Genomic DNA, 15,069 nt, shown 5'->3' on the forward strand with positions numbered 1-15,069 from the left:
GAGCAAAGTCACAGTTTAGGGGCGTTTCGCCACGCGCCAGACGGCTATGCCAGCATCACGCCCGCCTGCATCATACCCTCACGCGCGGCCTTCAGCGAACCGTCAAGGTCGATACCACGGCAAAGGTCTTCGCGCACCGTGACCGAAAAGCCCAGTTTCACGGCATCCACCGCCGAGAAGTTCACGCAGAAGTCGGTGGCCAGCCCCACCATGGTAAGCTTGTCGATCCCGCGGGTGCGCAGGTAGCCCTCAAGCCCGGTGGGCGTGGTGTGGTCGTTTTCGAAGAAGGCGGAGTAACTGTCGATTGCCGACCGGAAACCCTTGCGGATGATCAGGTCCGCGCGGTCCGTTTCCAGCTCCATGTGGAAGTTCGCGCCCGGCGAGGCCTGGATGCAGTGATCCGGCCAAAGCACCTGCGGCCCATACGGCATCTCGATCATCTCGAACGGCGCCTTGCCCTCGTGCGTGGAGGCGAAAGAGGAATGCCCCGCCGGATGCCAGTCCTGCGTCAGAACCACCGCGTCGAAGTCCGCCATGAGGGCGTTGATCGGCTGGACGATCTCGTCGCCCTGCGCCACCGCAAGCGCACCGCCGGGGCAGAAATCGTTCTGGACGTCGATCACGATCAGCGCGTGCATGGCCTGTCTCTCCTTCTGGCTGCCGGAATCCACCCTAGGGCGCACATCTGGGAATTGCCATGCCCGGCGGAGGACGCTATGCCGCACGCCTTTCAACGCGGAGGATTCTCATGGCCCGGCTCGGACTGGACTTCGGTACGTCGAACACCGCCGCCGGCACGATGGCCGGGGGCAAGCCTTACGTGATCCCGCTGGAGCAGGGCGCACAGACGCTGCCCACCGCCGTCTTCGTCGATTTCGCGGAACGTCGCTACACCTATGGCACTGCTGCCGCGCGGGCGATGCGCGAAGGGGCAGAGGGCCGTTTCATGCGCGCGCTGAAGTCGATCCTAGGCACCCCGCTGGCCCGGGAACCCCGCCGCCTGCTGAACGAACGCGTCACCCTGATCGAGGTCATCGCCCGCTTCCTGACGGAAATCCGCGCCCGGGCCGAAGCCCACACCGGCCTCACCTTCGACACCGCAATGTCAGGGCGCCCGGTGCGGTTCCACTCCGCCTCCGAAGAGCGCAACGCAGCCGCCCTCGAGGACCTGACAGAGGCCTACCGGATGGCCGGTTTCAAGGCGGTGGACTTCCTGCCCGAACCGGAAGCGGCGGCGCTGGCCGCGGATGCCGAAGGCCGCCTGCTGATCGTCGACATCGGTGGCGGCACCTCGGACTTCACGCTGTGCGACCGCAAAGGTGGCAACACGCAGGTGATCGCCTCCACCGGCATCAGGCTGGGCGGCACCGATTTCGACAAGGCGCTGAACCTCGCCTACGCCATGCCGCTTTTCGGCTACGAGGCGGAGATCGGGGCAGAGCTCGGCTCCCGCACCCACGCGGCGCCCAAGGCATTGTTCCACGATCTGGCGTCATGGGAAAAGATCCCCTTCGTGTATGATGCCGCTCTGCTGCGCGAAGTGCAGAAATGGATCCGCCTCGCCCCCGATCCGGAACCGTTCGAGCGTCTGGCCGAGGTTCTGGAAAGCCACCTGGGCCACGATGTCGCCTATGCCGTCGAGGCGGGCAAGATCGCGGCCAACGCCGCACCCGAGGGCCGCATCGACCTGCGGGAGGTGGAGCGCGGGCTGAGCGTGACGCTGCTGCAGGACGCGATGAACCGCACGCTGGCGGAGTTCGCCGAGCAGATCTCGGCGCAGGCGCTGCTGACGCTGTCGGAGGCGGGTGTGGCGACGGCCTCCGTGGACAAGGTGGTCTTTGTCGGCGGCTCCAGCCTCCTGGGCGCGGTGCGTAGCGCGATGGCGCGCGCCCTGCCCGACGCCGAACCCGTGGATACGGAGGTCTTTACCGCCGTGGTCCACGGCCTTGCCATTGCGGCAGATTAGCCGATTGCCTGAAACCCGCCCGGGACGTACCTCAAGCCCATGTTTACCGTCTGCGCCCTGTACCACTTCACCCGCTTCGACGACCCCGCCGCGCTGCGCGGGCCGCTGCTGGACCTCTGCCGCGCCGGGCATGTGACCGGCACGCTGCTGCTGGCACGTGAGGGGATCAACGGCACGGTCGCCGGACCGCGCGCCGGAATCGACGCCGTGCTGGCCCATATCCGCGCCCTGCCCGGCTGTGCCGATCTGGAATGGAAACTGTCGACCGCCGAGGAACGGCCCTTCGCGCGCATGAAGGTGCGGCTGAAGAAAGAGATCGTCACCATGGGCCAGCCGGATGTCGATCCGAAGGCCCGGGTGGGCCATTACGTCGAGCCCGCGGACTGGAACGACCTCATCCGGTCGCCCGACGTGGCGGTGATCGACACGCGCAACGACTACGAGATCGCCATCGGCACCTTCGAAGGGGCGGTGGACCCTGAAACCGCAACCTTCCGCGAGTTCCCGGAATGGTGGGAGAAGAACAAGGACCGCTTCCACAACAAGCGGATCGCCATGTTCTGCACCGGCGGCATCCGCTGCGAGAAGTCGACGAACTTCCTGCTGGGGCAGGGGGTGGAGGACGTCTACCACCTGAAGGGCGGCATCCTGAAGTACCTCGAAGAGGTGCCGACCGAGGAGAGCACATGGGACGGGGCCTGCTTCGTCTTCGACGGGCGGGTGTCGGTGGAACACGGGCTGAAGGAAGGGCCGCACGTGCTGTGCCACGCCTGCCGCCGCCCGATCCTGCCCGAGGACCGCGCGCGGCCGGAATACGAACATGGCGTTTCCTGCCACCTGTGCGTGGAGGAGACCTCTGCCGAGGACAAGGCCCGGTTCCGCGAGCGGCAGAAGCAGATCGCCCTCGCCCGGTCGCGCGGCGAACGGCACCTGCACGCCGACGAGGACGACCACCCGTACGAAGGCCTGTCCTGACGGCGTAGCGCGGCACTGTCTTACGCTTTGCATTGGCGGTGGCGCTGACGGCTGCGGAGCGAGGGTGGCGCAAAGCCCCACCCTACAAGCGGGCGCACCCGCCCGACCGGACCTGTGACGATTAAACGGGGTCAGAAATACCCGCGCACGAGGCTGCCCGCCAAAAGGCTCCACCCGTCGGCCACGACGAAGAAGGCGAGCTTGAACGGCAACGACACGATGGCGGGCGGCACCATCATCATGCCCATCGACATCAGCACGGCCGCCACCACGAGGTCGATGATCAGGAACGGCAGGAAGATCAGGAACCCGACCTGGAAGGCGCGGGCCACTTCGGAGAGCATGAAGCTGGGCACGAGGACGGAGAGCGGCGCCCCCGGCGCCAGCGAAGTCTCCCGCGCATCCGGGCGCAGGTCGGCCATGGCGCGGTAGGTGTCCGGGTCCGTTCGCCCGGCCATGAACGTGCGGAACGGCTCGAGGGTGCGGACCGCCGCCTCTTCCACCTCGATCTGCTCGTCGATCAGCGGCTGCACGCCGGTGTCCCAGGCCTCGGTAAAGACCGGCTCCATCACGAAATAGGTGAGGAAGAGCGCGAGGCTGACGATCAGCATGTTGGGCGGCGACTGCTGCAGCCCGACCGCCTGCCGCAGGATCGCGAGCACGGTCACCATGAAAGGAAAACAGGTCACCATGACAGCGATCCCCGGCGCGAGGCTGAGGAGCGTGATCAGCAGGATCAACTGCACGGAGGTCGCGGTGACCGATCCGCCGCCGAGGTCGATGGAGATGTCCTGTGCCGCCGCGGGCAGGGTCAGCGCAACCAGCGCCGCCACCGCGATCAGGGCCGTTCTGGCCGTGCGGGTCCACATGGATCAGGCCGGGGTCTGCAGGTCGACCACCTCGGTCAGCCGGACGGCGAGCTGGCCCTGTCCGTCCCCCTCGACCACCTCCAGCACACCGATGCCGATCAGCTTTTCGCCGACGTAAAGCTCGACCGGGTCGTCCAGTTGCTTGTCCAGCGCAAGCACCGAACCTTCGTTCAGCTGCAAGAGCTCCCGCACCAGCGGGCGCGCCTTGCCGACGGACACGGTGATTTCGATCGGCACGGAGGTGAAGGGCGTGGCCCCGCCCTCCCGTCCGGATGTCTGGGCGTTATCCATGGCTCAGTTTCCTTTGCTTGTCGTGGGCGAAGCCCTGCACCGCCTCCGCGACCGATGAGATGAGGTCGCCCAGGTCGATCTGCCGTTCATGCTGGCCGAAGCGGATGTCGGCCTGATCCTCGCCCAGCGTGTCGTCCGCCACGACCCGCACCGGGAAGTTGAAGTCCTCTGCCAAGAGCGGCTCGACCGCGGCGACCTTTTCAGGGGCCACGGCGATCTCGACCTCTGCCATGCCGATTTCCGAGGCCATCCGGCCAAGGGTTTCAGAGATGTGCCGCCCCAGCGTCGCCTTCGCGATCTGTGGCAGGAGCGCGGTGACCATCTCTTCCAGCAGCGGCGTCAGTTCGGCGATCATGTGGGCGTAGGCTTCGTTGTAGGTGAAGGACAGGTCCTGCAGGTGCTGCCCGAAGGTGCTTGAGATCCTGTCGCGGTCCTCCGTATGGGCCTTCACCGCGTCGTCCCAGCCGGCCCGATACCCCTTTTCGAAGGACTCGAGCTTCTGGCCCGCCAGTTCAGCTTCGCTGACCTGCGGTTCGACAGGGCCCGTCATCCCGGCCTGCCCGGTGCGGGAGCCGAAGTCCTCCAGCAATTCCTGCAGGGCGATCAACTTGCGCGCTCCTTGTCCTCTTCAAGCCAGCTGCGCAGGATCTCGACCGTTTCGGTCTTGCGCTCCTGGATGAGGTTGCGGAGGCGGTCGACCGGGTCCTCGTCCGGCGAGGCGTCGAAATCCATCATGCCGAGGCCGCTGAAGTCGGGTCCATCGCCCATGACCGGCAGGTCGCCGAAACCGCCGAGCGGTTCGATCTCGCCGTCGAGGGCGGGGCCGGTGTCACTGGCGCCGGGCGCGGGCAGGGCACCGGCCATACCGCCTTCGGAACCGCGCGCCAGCACGGGGCGGACGACAAACAGTCCGAGGACGAGCGCGACCAGCGCCAGCACACCCATCTGGATCAGGCGCATCGTGTCGATCACGCCGGTGAACAGGCCGGGTTCGAGAGGCCCGGTGCCCAGACCTTCGGGGCGTTCGAACGACAGGGACTTCAGCGTGATCTGATCGCCGCGTTCCTCGTCGTAGCCGACGGCAGAGGCCACGAGGTCGCGCAGCGCCTGCAACTCCTCCTCCGGCAGGGGCTCGAAGGTCTGTCCGCCATTGCCGTCCTCCGTATACGTGCCGTTGACGAGCACGGCGACGGTCAGCCGCTTGATCGCGCCGGGCACGCGGGTGATTTCGCGCGTCGTCTCCGACACCTCGAAATTCACCCGTTCCCGCGTTTCGGCCTTCTGCGATGACGAGGTGTCGCCGCCGCCCGCGTTGCCGTCCGGCAGGTTGGAGGCCACGGTCACGTTGCCGCCACCCTGGTTTTCCGACCGGTCCGTGCTTTCCTCCGTATCGGTGGAGATCACGACCCGCCCCTCCGGATCGAAGCTGCGCGAGCGGATCAGTTCGCTTTCGGTCACGGTGTCGACGCTGACCTCCACCACGGCGTTGCCTATGCCGACGCGCGCCTCCATCAGCCGCTGCACGCGGTCGCGCAGTATGGCGGCCTTGTCGTCCGCCGTGGGCCCGGCGCCATGCTCTGCCTCTGCCCCGATCAGGCCGCCCTTTCCGTCGATCACCGCCACGCCTTCGGGCTCCAGCCCCGGGACAGCGGAGGCGACGAGGTACTTCAGCGCCCGTGCCTGCTGGGCCGACAGCGTGCCTCCCGTGGTGGTGACGGAGATCGAGGCCGTGGGCGTCACGTCGCGCTGGAACGGATTGGCAGAGCTGTTGGCGATATGCACCCGGGCGGAGGCGATCTGCGGGTTGGAGACGATGGTTCGCGCCAGCTCCCCCTCCTTCGCGCGCCAGTAGGCGGCATCGAACATCTGGCTGGTGGTGCCGAAGCCGGACAGCCCGTCGAGCAGTTCGTAGCCCTGCCCGCTGTTCGCCGGGAGCCCTTCGCTCGCCAGCGTCAGGCGGAGCGCATCGCGGTCCGAATCGGGGACGAAGATCGCGCCGCCGCGGATGTCGTACTGCACGCCACGGCCCTCCAGCGCCTTCACGACATCGCCCGCCGCACCGTTCTCAAGCCCGGCATACAGCAGCGAATAGCTGGGCGCCGAGGCCAGCCGGGCCAGCCCCCACACCGCCAGAACCATCGCCAACGTCGCCCCGAGGACCACCATGCGCTGGCGCCCTCCGAGGGCACCCCAACTGTTCATAATCTGGTTCAACCTGGCCTCCGTCCAAACCTTCTGTTCGGTTGCGCCGAGTTTTGACCCATTCGACTTAACAATCAGTTAGCCCCTTTCAGCCTATAACCGCAGCGAAGCGGAAAAGAGGTTGGGCATGTCTGACGCCACCGTCGACGAGGACGGCCAAGAAAAGAAAAAGCCGTCCAAGCTGCCGATGATCATCGGGGTCGTGCTTGCCCTCGCCGGGGCGGGCGGCGGCTTCTTTGCCGTGCAGTCCGGTCTGCTCGGCGGCGGGTCCGATGCCCATGCCGAAGGCTCGGCGACCGACGCCCATGCAGATCAGCAGGAACACGTCGAAACGGCCGCCCTGCCCAACGTGTCGTTCATCGAGGTGCCGCAGGTCATGGTGTCGCTCGGTCCCGGCGGCCATTCCCAGCATCTGCGGTTCCGCGCGTCCCTCGAGGTGCCACAGCAATACGCCGCCGATGTGGAGGCGATCCTGCCCCGCGTGCAGGACGTGCTGAACAGCTATCTCCGCGCGCTCGAGGCGCGCGATATCGAAGCGCCCGGCGCGCTTGTCCGGCTCCGGGGGCAGATGCTCCGCCGGGTGCGGCTCGTCGCCGGAGAGGACAGGATCCGCGACCTGCTTGTCCTCGAATTCGTGCTGAATTGAAGGATTGAGAATATGGACATGATTGCCGACATCCTGTTGGTGGCCGGGGCGCTTGGCGCGGGGTTTTACTGTTTCATCCTTGCCCGCCGCCTGACGAAGTTCACCGATCTCGAAAACGGCGTCGGCGGGGCCGTGGCCGTCCTGTCCGCTCAGGTCGACGACCTCACGAAGACGCTGGATGCCGCGCGAGGAAGCGCCGGAGAGTCGTCCCGCTCCCTTCAGGAACTGACGGAACGCGCCGAAGACGTGGCCCGAAGGCTGGAACTGCTGGTCGCGTCGATGCACGACCTGCCGCAGAAAAACGCGCCGCCCAAGGAGTCGGCGGAGCCGGTCTTTGTCCGCCATCCGCGCAACTGAGGGTCCGCCATGTCCAAGGATACCAACGCAAAACCCGCCGCAGCCAAGGCCAAGCGCCCGCGCCGCAAACAGAAGGGCGCGCTCGCGGCCATCGGCGCGCTGCTCCTCGCCTCGGCCCTTGTGCGTGTCGGCGCCGGTGCCACAGAGGCCCTCGCCCGTGAAGAGGGCAGCGAGACTGCGCAACATCAGGCGGAACCCGCGCACGGCGAACAGGTGGCTGCCAACACCCGGCAAAGCGCGGAAGCCACCCAGCCCATGGCCGACTCTGACATCCTGCCGCTGATCAATGCCCTCAAGGCGCGGGAGGATCGGGTCCGCAAACGCGAAGAGGCGATCGACGTGCGTATGCAGGCCCTCTCTGTCGCGGAGCAGGAGATCGAGCGCAGGATGACAGCGCTGGTGGAGGCGGAGAACCGGCTGCGGGAAACCCTGACCCTCGCGCGGACCGCGGCAGAGGACGACCTGTCCCAGCTGACCGATGTCTACGCCAAGATGAAGCCGAAGCAGGCCGCCGCGCTCTTCCAGCAGATGGACCCGCAGTTCGCCGCCGGGTTCCTGTCGCGCATGCGGCCCGATTCGGCTGCTGCCATCATGGCCGGGATGGAGCCGGAGGCCGCCTATCTGATCAGCGTCATCCTGGCCGGGCGGAACGCGGATGTCCCGAACGAGTGACCCAAGCTGTGGCCGCCGCGCCACAGTTCGCCCCTGACGCACGGCCAAGTGACCGCTGCCTTCCCGGACTCGGGATTGATTTTCCTCAGCCTTTTGGCCACATCAATCAGGTCTCCCGAAAAGTGAGTACCGCCATGATCACCCGCCGTTCCTTTGTCGCCGCCGTTGCGGCGACCGTTGCAACCCCCGCGCTTGCGTTCCAGCTCGATCCGACCCTGCGTCCGCAGCGTGTCAGCATCCGCAAGGATCTCGCACCGGGGCAGATCCTGATCCTGCCGGCTGCGCACTTCCTGTACTACATCGACCAGCCCGGCGCGGCGATGCGCTACGGCGTAGGCTTCGGCAAGGCGGGTCAGGCGATTTCCGGCGAGTTCTACGTCGGCTCCAAGAAGGAATGGCCGACCTGGCGTCCGACCGACGCGATGATCGAACGCGATCCGGGCAGCTACGGCAAGTTCAAGGGCAACGACTACGTCCAGCCGGGCGGTCCGGGCAATCCGCTGGGCGCGCGTGCGCTCTACCTCTACCGGGACGGTCGCTACACCTACAACGCCATCCACGGCACCACCGCGCCGGAGTCCATCGGTCGTTCGGTCTCCAACGGCTGCGTCCGGATGATCAACGAACACGTCATGGACCTCTATCCGCGCGTGAATGTCGGCGCCAAAGTCACCGTTCTTTGACCACCGGAAAATTCGACCTGATCGTGATCGGCGCCGGCCCAGCCGGCGCCGCTTGTGCGAGAACCGCCGCGAAGGCCGGTCTTGCGGTCGCGCTGGTCGACAAGAAGCGGTTTCCGAGGAACAAGCTGTGCGGCGGCGGCCTGACAGGCCGGGCCGTGGGCCACTACGCCCGCATCTTCGACCGTCCGCTGCCGGACATCCCCCTTACCCGCCGCGACCGCTTTCGCTTTTTCGCGTTCGGCGAGGATCTCGGCGGCGGTGAAGAAGCCCCCCCGATCCACCTGATCATGCGGCGCGACTTCGATGCGGCACTCGTGGCCGATGCGCTGTCCGCCGGGGCGCAGGACTTCACCGGGCAGACCGGGACGCTGGATCCCAAGGAACCTGCCATCGACTTGCCGGGTGTCCGGCTTTCTGCGCCGCTGATCGTCGCCGCGGACGGCGTCAACAGCCCCACCGCCAGGCTGTTGTTCGGAGAGGCCTTCGACCGGGAGCGCATCGGCTTCGCGCTGGAGATCGAACAACCCGGCGACGCGTCAGAGGTGCCTTTGCGCATCGACTTCGGGGCGGCAGACTGGGGCTATGGCTGGCAGTTTCCCAAGGCGGGCGGCACCACCATCGGCGTCGGCGGCGTCATGGCGCGCAACGCGGACATGAAGGCGGCGCTGCAAGGCTATCTTGACACGCTCGGCGTAGACGAGGACCTGCCGGTGAAGGGGCAGTTCCTGCCGTTCGGCGCCTTCCGCAGCACACCGGGTGCGGGCCGCATCCTGCTGGCCGGCGATGCCGCGGGCCTGGTCGACCCGATTACCGGCGAAGGCATCGCCCACGCCCTGAACAGTGGCGAGCTGGCCGCGCTGGCCGCGGTTCAGGCGCTGGCGGCAGGGCAGCCGGATCAGGCGCTGCGGCACTACCGTCACGCCCTGCGACCGATCCATGCCGGACTGCGCCAAGCCCGTATCCTGCGTCAGCTCATGTTCCGGAAGCGTCTGAGGCCCGCCTTCATCTCCGGCTTCCGCCGGTCGCGCAGCCTCAGGGGAGAGTACCTGAGGCTTCTTGCGGGCGAGACGGAGTACGGAGAGATCATGCGCGCGATGGCCCTGCGCATGCCCGGCTTCGCGTGGCGCGCGCTCCGCGGCGGCTGAAAGAAAAAATTTGCCCCCGCCACCAAAACGCCCAAGTGTTTTAGGAACTTATTAACGTCTTGAGGTCTAACTCGAGCGAAAGCGGAGATACCATGGCAGTAGTTGCACTCATCGCAGGAAGTCTGTTCAGCGCAATGTTCGCCGCATTGGCGTTTGCGCTGACCGACATGACCTTGTTCACGGCGATGTCGGTGCATGTCGTGTCTTCGGCGATCGCGGCGATGCTGCTGCTTTCCCCTGTCATCCTGAATGACGAAGACGATGACTTCGACTCGCAGTTTTATTGACCGCACGGCACTGATTCACGACCCGATCCGCGCGATCAACTCCTCAACTTTCGGCCCAGCCACGTCGACGATCCGCTTCACCCCCTCCGCGTTGGGATGAATGCCGTCCGCCTGCATGACCGCGGACCGGTCCTCCGGCACCTCACCGTCCTCCATCAGCCCGGCAAAGAAACTGTCGAGGTAAAGCGTCCCGTATTCCTCCGCCAGTTCGGGGTAGAGGGCGTCGAAATCCGCCTTGTAGGTCGCCCCGTAATTGCCCGGCGCCTGCATGCCGATCAGCAGAACTTCGACATCGTTTTCCTCGGCGACCTCAAGGATTCCCTTCACATTCGCGCGAGTCACCGCGGGGTCGATGCCGCGCAGGAGGTCATTGCCGCCGAAGGTCACGATCATGCCCTCGATCTCGGGCGTCAGGGACCATTCCACCCGCGACAGCCCCCCGGCAGAGGTGTCGCCGGACACGCCACCGTTGACCACACGCACGTCATGGCCGTTCTCCGTCAGCCAGTCGCGCAGTTGCGGGACAAACCCCTCCTCTTCCATCAGGCCATACCCCTGCGTCAGGCTGTCCCCCAAAGCGAGCAGGTGAATCGTCTCTGCGGAGGCTGCAACAGGCTGCGTTCCGGCCCATAGCGCAAGGGCCGCAACCTTGCTGCACCCGCACAGCACACCATATGTCAATTTCGGAAACATCGTGGAGCGCTCCTTATGTCATCACCCGTCCTCTCCCTCCAAGATGTCACCCTGAGCCTCAGGGGCAATGCCGGGATGGTCGAAATCCTGCACGGCATCACGCTCGACATACCGGAGGGCGAGACGCTCGGCCTCGTGGGGCCGTCCGGATCGGGCAAGTCCTCCCTGCTGATGATCATGGGCGGGCTGGAGAAGGCGACCGCCGGTACCGTAACGGCGCTGGGACAGGACCTGACGGCGATGGACGAGGATCAGCTTGCACGTTTCCGGCAAGGCAACCTCGGCGTGGTCTTCCAGCGCTTCCACCTGATCCCCACCATGACCGCGCTCGAGAACGTGGCGACGCCGCTGGAGCTGGCCGGTAACCGCGCGGCCTTCGACAAGGCGGCCGAGATGCTCGACAAGGTCGGCCTCGGCCACCGCGCCGATCACTACCCGGCGCAGATGTCGGGCGGCGAGCAGCAGCGGGTGGCCCTGGCCCGCGCATTGGCGCCGGAGCCGCGCATCCTGCTGGCGGACGAACCCACCGGCAATCTCGACGGCGCGAACGGGCAGGCGATCACCGACCTGCTGTTCGGCCTGTCGCGCGAACACGGGGCGACACTGGTGCTTGTCACCCACGCGCCCGAGCTTGCAGCGCTCTGCGACCGGACGATCCACCTGCGCGACGGACGCATCGACCCTGAACAGGCGGCGAGGGCAGCCGAATGAGCCTGCGCACCGCCGCCCGCTTTGCCCGGCGGGAACTGCGCGGAGGACTGTCGGGCTTCCGCATCTTTCTGGCCTGCCTCGCGCTGGGTGTGGCCGCAATTTCTGGCGTCGGCTCCGTCCGATCCGCCATCGAAGCCGGGCTGACCGACCAAGGGGCGATCCTTCTGGGCGGCGACGCACAGGTAAAGCTGACCTACCGTTTCGCCACCGATGAGGAACTGGCGTGGATGGACAGCGTCGCCGACCGCGTGTCGGAGGTGACGGACTTCCGCTCGATGGCAACCGTACCGGGCGAAGACGGCACCGACCGGGCCCTGACGCAGGTGAAGTCCGTGGACGACGCCTATCCCCTGCTGGGCGAACTGGTGCTGGAGCCCGCCATGCCGGTCGACGCGGCGCTGGCCGACCGCGGCGGCATCATGGCACGGGTTCTGGCCGACCGGCTGGGGCTGGCGCCCGGCGACACCTTCCGGCTGGGCGACGGCGAATTCACCCTGCGCGCCACCATCGTGACCGAACCGGACGACGCGGGCGACGGCTTTGGCCTCGGACCCCGGACCATCGTCGCGACAAGCGACCTCGACGGCAGCGGATTGCTGGCGCCGGGGTCCCTTTATGAAACCGAGTACCGGCTCGATCTGCCCGACGAGGCCGACCTCGACACGGTCGCCGCCGACGCGCTGGGACGGTTCGAGGAAAACGGCATGCGCTGGCGCGATGCGCGGACCGGCGCACCGGGCGTGTCCCGCTTCATCGACCGGCTGGGTCGTTTCCTCGTGCTGGTCGGGCTGTCCGGTCTGGCGGTAGGGGGCATCGGTGTCTCTGCCGCCGTGCGGGCCTACCTTGCGCAGAAGACATCGGTCATCGCGACGCTGAGAACGCTGGGCGCGACCCGGCAGACGATCTTCCTGACCTATTTCCTCCAGATCGGCGCACTGTCCCTGCTGGGCATCGCCATGGGCCTCGTGCTGGGGGCCGCGGTGCCGCTGCTGTTCGCGCCGATCATCCAGAACGCCTTGCCAATCCCCACCGTGTTCACCCTCTACCCCGCCCCGCTGCTTGAGGCCGCCCTCTATGGCGTGCTGACCGCCGCGCTCTTCACCCTCTGGCCGCTGGCCCGGGCCGAGGAGGTGCGTGCCGCGACCCTGTTCCGCGACGCCCTGGGCAGCGCGCGCGTCTTGCCGGCGCGCCGCTACGTGATCGCCACGGGCGTGCTGCTGGCGGTGCTGGTTCTGGCGGCGGCGCTGTTCTCCGGCAGTCCGGAACTGACGCTCTGGACGGCGGGCGGCATCCTTGGCTCGCTGATCCTGCTGTCCGGGGCCGCCCTGCTGATCCGCGCCGCCGCGCGCGGCAGCACACGCGCCGCAAGAGGCCGCCCCGCGCTGCGTTGGGCCCTGGGCAGCATCGGCGGGCCGCGCGAAAGCGCGTCGGCCGTCGTGCTGTCGCTGGGCCTCGGGCTGGCCGTGCTGGCCGCCATCGGGCAGATCGACGGCAACCTGCGCACCGCGATCCAGCGGGAACTGCCGGACCGCGCGCCGTCCTACTTCTTCGTCGACATCCAGAAGGACCAGATGCCCGGCTTCCTCGACCGGGTGGAGAACGATCCGGCGGTCAGCCGCGTCGACAGTGCGCCGATGATGCGCGGCGTCATCACGCGGATCAACGGCCGCCCCGCGCGCGAAGTGGCCGGCGGGCACTGGGTGGTGCGCGGCGACCGGGGCATCACCTATGCCGCGCAGCCGGACTCCCGCACGACGGTCACAGCCGGAACGTGGTGGCCGGAGGATTACAGCGGGCCGCCACAGGTCAGCTTTGCCGCCGAAGAGGCCGAGGAGATCGGCCTCAGCCTGGGGGACGCCATCACGATCAACATCCTCGGCCGCGACATCGACGCGACGATCACCTCTTTCCGGGAGGTCGACTTCTCCACCGCCGGGATCGGCTTTGTCCTGACGATGAACCCCGCGGCGGTGGAGTCCGCGCCGCATACCTTCATCTCCACCGTCTACGCGGCGGAAGAGGCCGAGGCGGCGATCCTGCGCGACGTGGCCGACGCCTATCCCAACATCACCGCCATCCGCATCCGCGACGCCATCGCCCGGGTGACGGAACTGCTGGAAAGCGTCGGCGCGGCGATCCGATGGGGGGCCGCTGCGACCTTGCTGACCGGCTTCCTCGTGCTGATCGGCGCGGCGGCGGCGGGCGAGACGGCGCGCACCTACGAAAGCGCCGTGCTGAAGACGCTGGGCGCCTCGCGCAGGCGCATCCTGCAAAGCTTTGCCCTGCGCTCCGCTCTGCTGGGCGGGGCCGCGGGGCTTGTGGCGCTGGCGGCGGGCATCCTGGGCGGCTGGGCGATCATGACCTTCGTGATGGAGGCGGATTTCGCCGTGGTCTGGCCGAACGCGCTGGCAGTGGTGACGGGCGGCGTGCTGGCGACCTTGGTGGCCGGGCTGATCTTTGCCTGGCGCCCTCTGTCGGTGCGCCCCGCCGCGGTGCTCCGGGCCAGCGAATGAAGGGGTCGCCCCCGCTCTTCCGGAGCGCTCCTTAGGTATTTTGGCCAAGATGAAGCAGGCCTTCCGCCCTTCCGGCACTTGAACCCGGGCACGGGGGCTGGCAGGTCTGAATGCGACCGCAGAAAGAGATGTTGAGATGACCGACACGCTTCCGATGCCCATCACCGCGCCGTTCACCCCGGCGCAGCGTTCCCAGATCATCAACCTGATCCGCCGGGCCGCCCGGACGGAGATCATGCCCAGGTTCCGCAGGCTCTCGGCCCATCAGGTGGCGGAGAAGACGGGCGCGCAGGACCTCGTGACGGAGGCCGACAAGGCCGCCGAGGAGATGATCGCGCGCGGCCTGCAGGGCATGTTTCCGCATGCGCTGGTGGTGGGGGAGGAATACGCGTCCGAGCATCCGGAAATCCTCGACCGGATCAAGGATGCAGAGCTGTGCTTTACCATCGATCCGGTGGACGGGACCTGGAACTATGCCAAGGGCCTGCCGCTCTTCGGGGTGATGCTGTCGGCGCTGCGCTTCGGGGTTCCCGTCTTCGGCCTGCTGTACGACCCGGTGGTCAACGACTTCATCCTCGCCGATTCGGAGAATCCGGCGGTGCTGCAGATGCCGCGCGGCCTGCGGCGGGAAGTGTCGACCTCTGACGGGGGCGCCATCGAGGACCTCGTGGGCTTCGTGCCCCTGTCGCTGATCCCTGCGGAGAAGCGTGGTCAGATGGCGGCGGCGATGACCCGCTTTGCCCGGGTGAATTCGCTGCGCTGTGCCTGTCACGAGGCGCGGATGATCGCGCAGGGGCATGCCGATTTTGTCCTGTTCTCGAAGCTGACGGCATGGGACCAGCCGCCGGGCGCCATCGTCATGAAACAGGCGGGCGCGCATGTGGCGATGCTGGACGGGTCCGAGTATCGCGCCGACGTGAAGACCGGCTATTTCCTCGCGGCCAGCGATGCGGCGACATGGGGCCGGGTGCGGGACCTGTTCGACTTCCTCCTGGATCCGGCGAGCGACGCAGAGACGTAGAACCCTCCGCCCTCACGCCATGACGCAGCCGTGAACGT

At 67.3% G+C, this 15,069-nt stretch carries 17 protein-coding genes; 11 read left to right on the top strand and 6 right to left on the bottom strand.

The window, feature by feature from the left end; genetic code table 11:
* Positions 1 to 44 precede the first annotated feature (44 nt).
* On the bottom strand, positions 45 to 638 hold the full coding sequence (gene pncA / locus CDO87_RS09880) for a bifunctional nicotinamidase/pyrazinamidase (protein WP_100928618.1): 594 nt from the start codon (positions 636 to 638) through the stop codon (positions 45 to 47).
* Between the two features lie 110 nt (positions 639 to 748).
* Here pncA and CDO87_RS09885 point away from each other — a divergent pair, with 110 nt between their 5' ends.
* Entirely contained in the window at positions 749 to 1,966 is a 1,218-nt protein-coding gene (locus CDO87_RS09885; RefSeq protein ID WP_100928619.1) for an Hsp70 family protein, read from the top strand.
* Between the two features lie 39 nt (positions 1,967 to 2,005).
* Positions 2,006 to 2,941 carry a rhodanese-related sulfurtransferase gene (locus tag CDO87_RS09890; protein WP_100928620.1) on the top strand — a complete coding sequence of 312 codons (936 nt, stop codon included), beginning with the start codon at positions 2,006 to 2,008 and terminating at the stop codon, positions 2,939 to 2,941.
* A gap of 131 nt (positions 2,942 to 3,072) precedes the next feature.
* Here the strand turns inward: CDO87_RS09890 and fliP are convergent, their stop codons facing one another.
* The 4 genes from fliP to fliF are packed head-to-tail and all read right to left on the bottom strand — an operon-like array spanning position 3,073 to position 6,267.
* The gene (fliP, locus tag CDO87_RS09895) at positions 3,073 to 3,810 is read right to left on the bottom strand and encodes a flagellar type III secretion system pore protein FliP (protein WP_100928621.1); all 738 of its coding nucleotides are present in this window, start codon (positions 3,808 to 3,810) and stop codon (positions 3,073 to 3,075) included.
* 3 nt (positions 3,811 to 3,813) lie between these two features.
* Positions 3,814 to 4,101: a FliM/FliN family flagellar motor switch protein gene (locus CDO87_RS09900; protein ID WP_100928622.1), complete on the bottom strand. Its 288-nt coding sequence runs from the start codon at positions 4,099 to 4,101 to the stop codon at positions 3,814 to 3,816.
* Positions 4,094 to 4,708 (bottom strand): ABC transporter ATP-binding protein, encoded by a 615-nt coding sequence (locus CDO87_RS09905; RefSeq protein WP_100928623.1) that lies wholly within the window; start codon positions 4,706 to 4,708, stop codon positions 4,094 to 4,096. The genes CDO87_RS09900 and CDO87_RS09905 overlap by 8 nt, the downstream gene beginning before the upstream one ends.
* Positions 4,705 to 6,267, bottom strand: a complete 1,563-nt coding sequence (gene fliF / locus CDO87_RS09910) for a flagellar basal-body MS-ring/collar protein FliF (protein ID WP_254698401.1) — start codon at positions 6,265 to 6,267, stop codon at positions 4,705 to 4,707. Before fliF ends, CDO87_RS09905 begins: the two co-directional genes overlap by 4 nt.
* A gap of 163 nt (positions 6,268 to 6,430) precedes the next feature.
* On the opposite strand from fliF, the gene fliL reads away from it, so the two are divergent.
* The 6 genes from fliL (at position 6,431) to CDO87_RS26715 (ending at position 10,093) form a co-directional block, all read left to right on the top strand.
* A complete protein-coding gene (fliL, locus tag CDO87_RS09915) occupies positions 6,431 to 6,949 on the top strand; it encodes a flagellar basal body-associated protein FliL (RefSeq protein ID WP_100928625.1) in 519 nt (172 codons plus the stop codon).
* A 12-nt stretch (positions 6,950 to 6,961) separates the two neighbouring features.
* On the top strand, positions 6,962 to 7,306 hold the full coding sequence (locus tag CDO87_RS09920; protein WP_100928626.1) for a DUF6468 domain-containing protein: 345 nt from the start codon (positions 6,962 to 6,964) through the stop codon (positions 7,304 to 7,306).
* Between the two features lie 9 nt (positions 7,307 to 7,315).
* Positions 7,316 to 7,978 carry a MotE family protein gene (locus CDO87_RS09925; protein ID WP_100928627.1) on the top strand — a complete coding sequence of 221 codons (663 nt, stop codon included), beginning with the start codon at positions 7,316 to 7,318 and terminating at the stop codon, positions 7,976 to 7,978.
* A gap of 134 nt (positions 7,979 to 8,112) precedes the next feature.
* Positions 8,113 to 8,661 carry a L,D-transpeptidase gene (locus CDO87_RS09930; RefSeq protein ID WP_100928628.1) on the top strand — a complete coding sequence of 183 codons (549 nt, stop codon included), beginning with the start codon at positions 8,113 to 8,115 and terminating at the stop codon, positions 8,659 to 8,661.
* On the top strand, positions 8,658 to 9,806 hold the full coding sequence (locus tag CDO87_RS09935) for a geranylgeranyl reductase family protein (protein ID WP_100928629.1): 1,149 nt from the start codon (positions 8,658 to 8,660) through the stop codon (positions 9,804 to 9,806). Before CDO87_RS09930 ends, CDO87_RS09935 begins: the two co-directional genes overlap by 4 nt.
* A 92-nt stretch (positions 9,807 to 9,898) precedes the next feature.
* Positions 9,899 to 10,093, top strand: coding sequence for a hypothetical protein (locus CDO87_RS26715; RefSeq protein WP_157814962.1), 195 nt, complete (start codon positions 9,899 to 9,901; stop codon positions 10,091 to 10,093).
* Between the two features lie 15 nt (positions 10,094 to 10,108).
* Here the strand turns inward: CDO87_RS26715 and CDO87_RS09940 are convergent, their stop codons facing one another.
* The gene (locus tag CDO87_RS09940) at positions 10,109 to 10,786 is read right to left on the bottom strand and encodes an arylesterase (protein ID WP_100928630.1); all 678 of its coding nucleotides are present in this window, start codon (positions 10,784 to 10,786) and stop codon (positions 10,109 to 10,111) included.
* A gap of 15 nt (positions 10,787 to 10,801) precedes the next feature.
* Between CDO87_RS09940 and CDO87_RS09945 the strand changes: the two genes are divergently transcribed.
* The 3 genes from CDO87_RS09945 to CDO87_RS09955 all read left to right on the top strand — a co-directional run bounded on the left by CDO87_RS09945 (position 10,802) and on the right by CDO87_RS09955 (position 15,031).
* Entirely contained in the window at positions 10,802 to 11,497 is a 696-nt protein-coding gene (locus tag CDO87_RS09945; RefSeq protein WP_100928631.1) for an ABC transporter ATP-binding protein, read from the top strand.
* Entirely contained in the window at positions 11,494 to 14,010 is a 2,517-nt protein-coding gene (locus CDO87_RS09950) for an ABC transporter permease (RefSeq protein WP_100928632.1), read from the top strand. The genes CDO87_RS09945 and CDO87_RS09950 overlap by 4 nt, the downstream gene beginning before the upstream one ends.
* Positions 14,011 to 14,146: 136 nt before the next feature.
* On the top strand, positions 14,147 to 15,031 hold the full coding sequence (locus tag CDO87_RS09955; RefSeq protein ID WP_100928633.1) for an inositol monophosphatase: 885 nt from the start codon (positions 14,147 to 14,149) through the stop codon (positions 15,029 to 15,031).
* The last annotated feature ends 38 nt before the right edge of the window (positions 15,032 to 15,069 follow it).

The sequence above is a fragment of the Sagittula sp. P11 genome, from assembly GCF_002814095.1.
In the GTDB taxonomy this organism is placed as follows: Bacteria; Pseudomonadota; Alphaproteobacteria; order Rhodobacterales; family Rhodobacteraceae; genus Sagittula.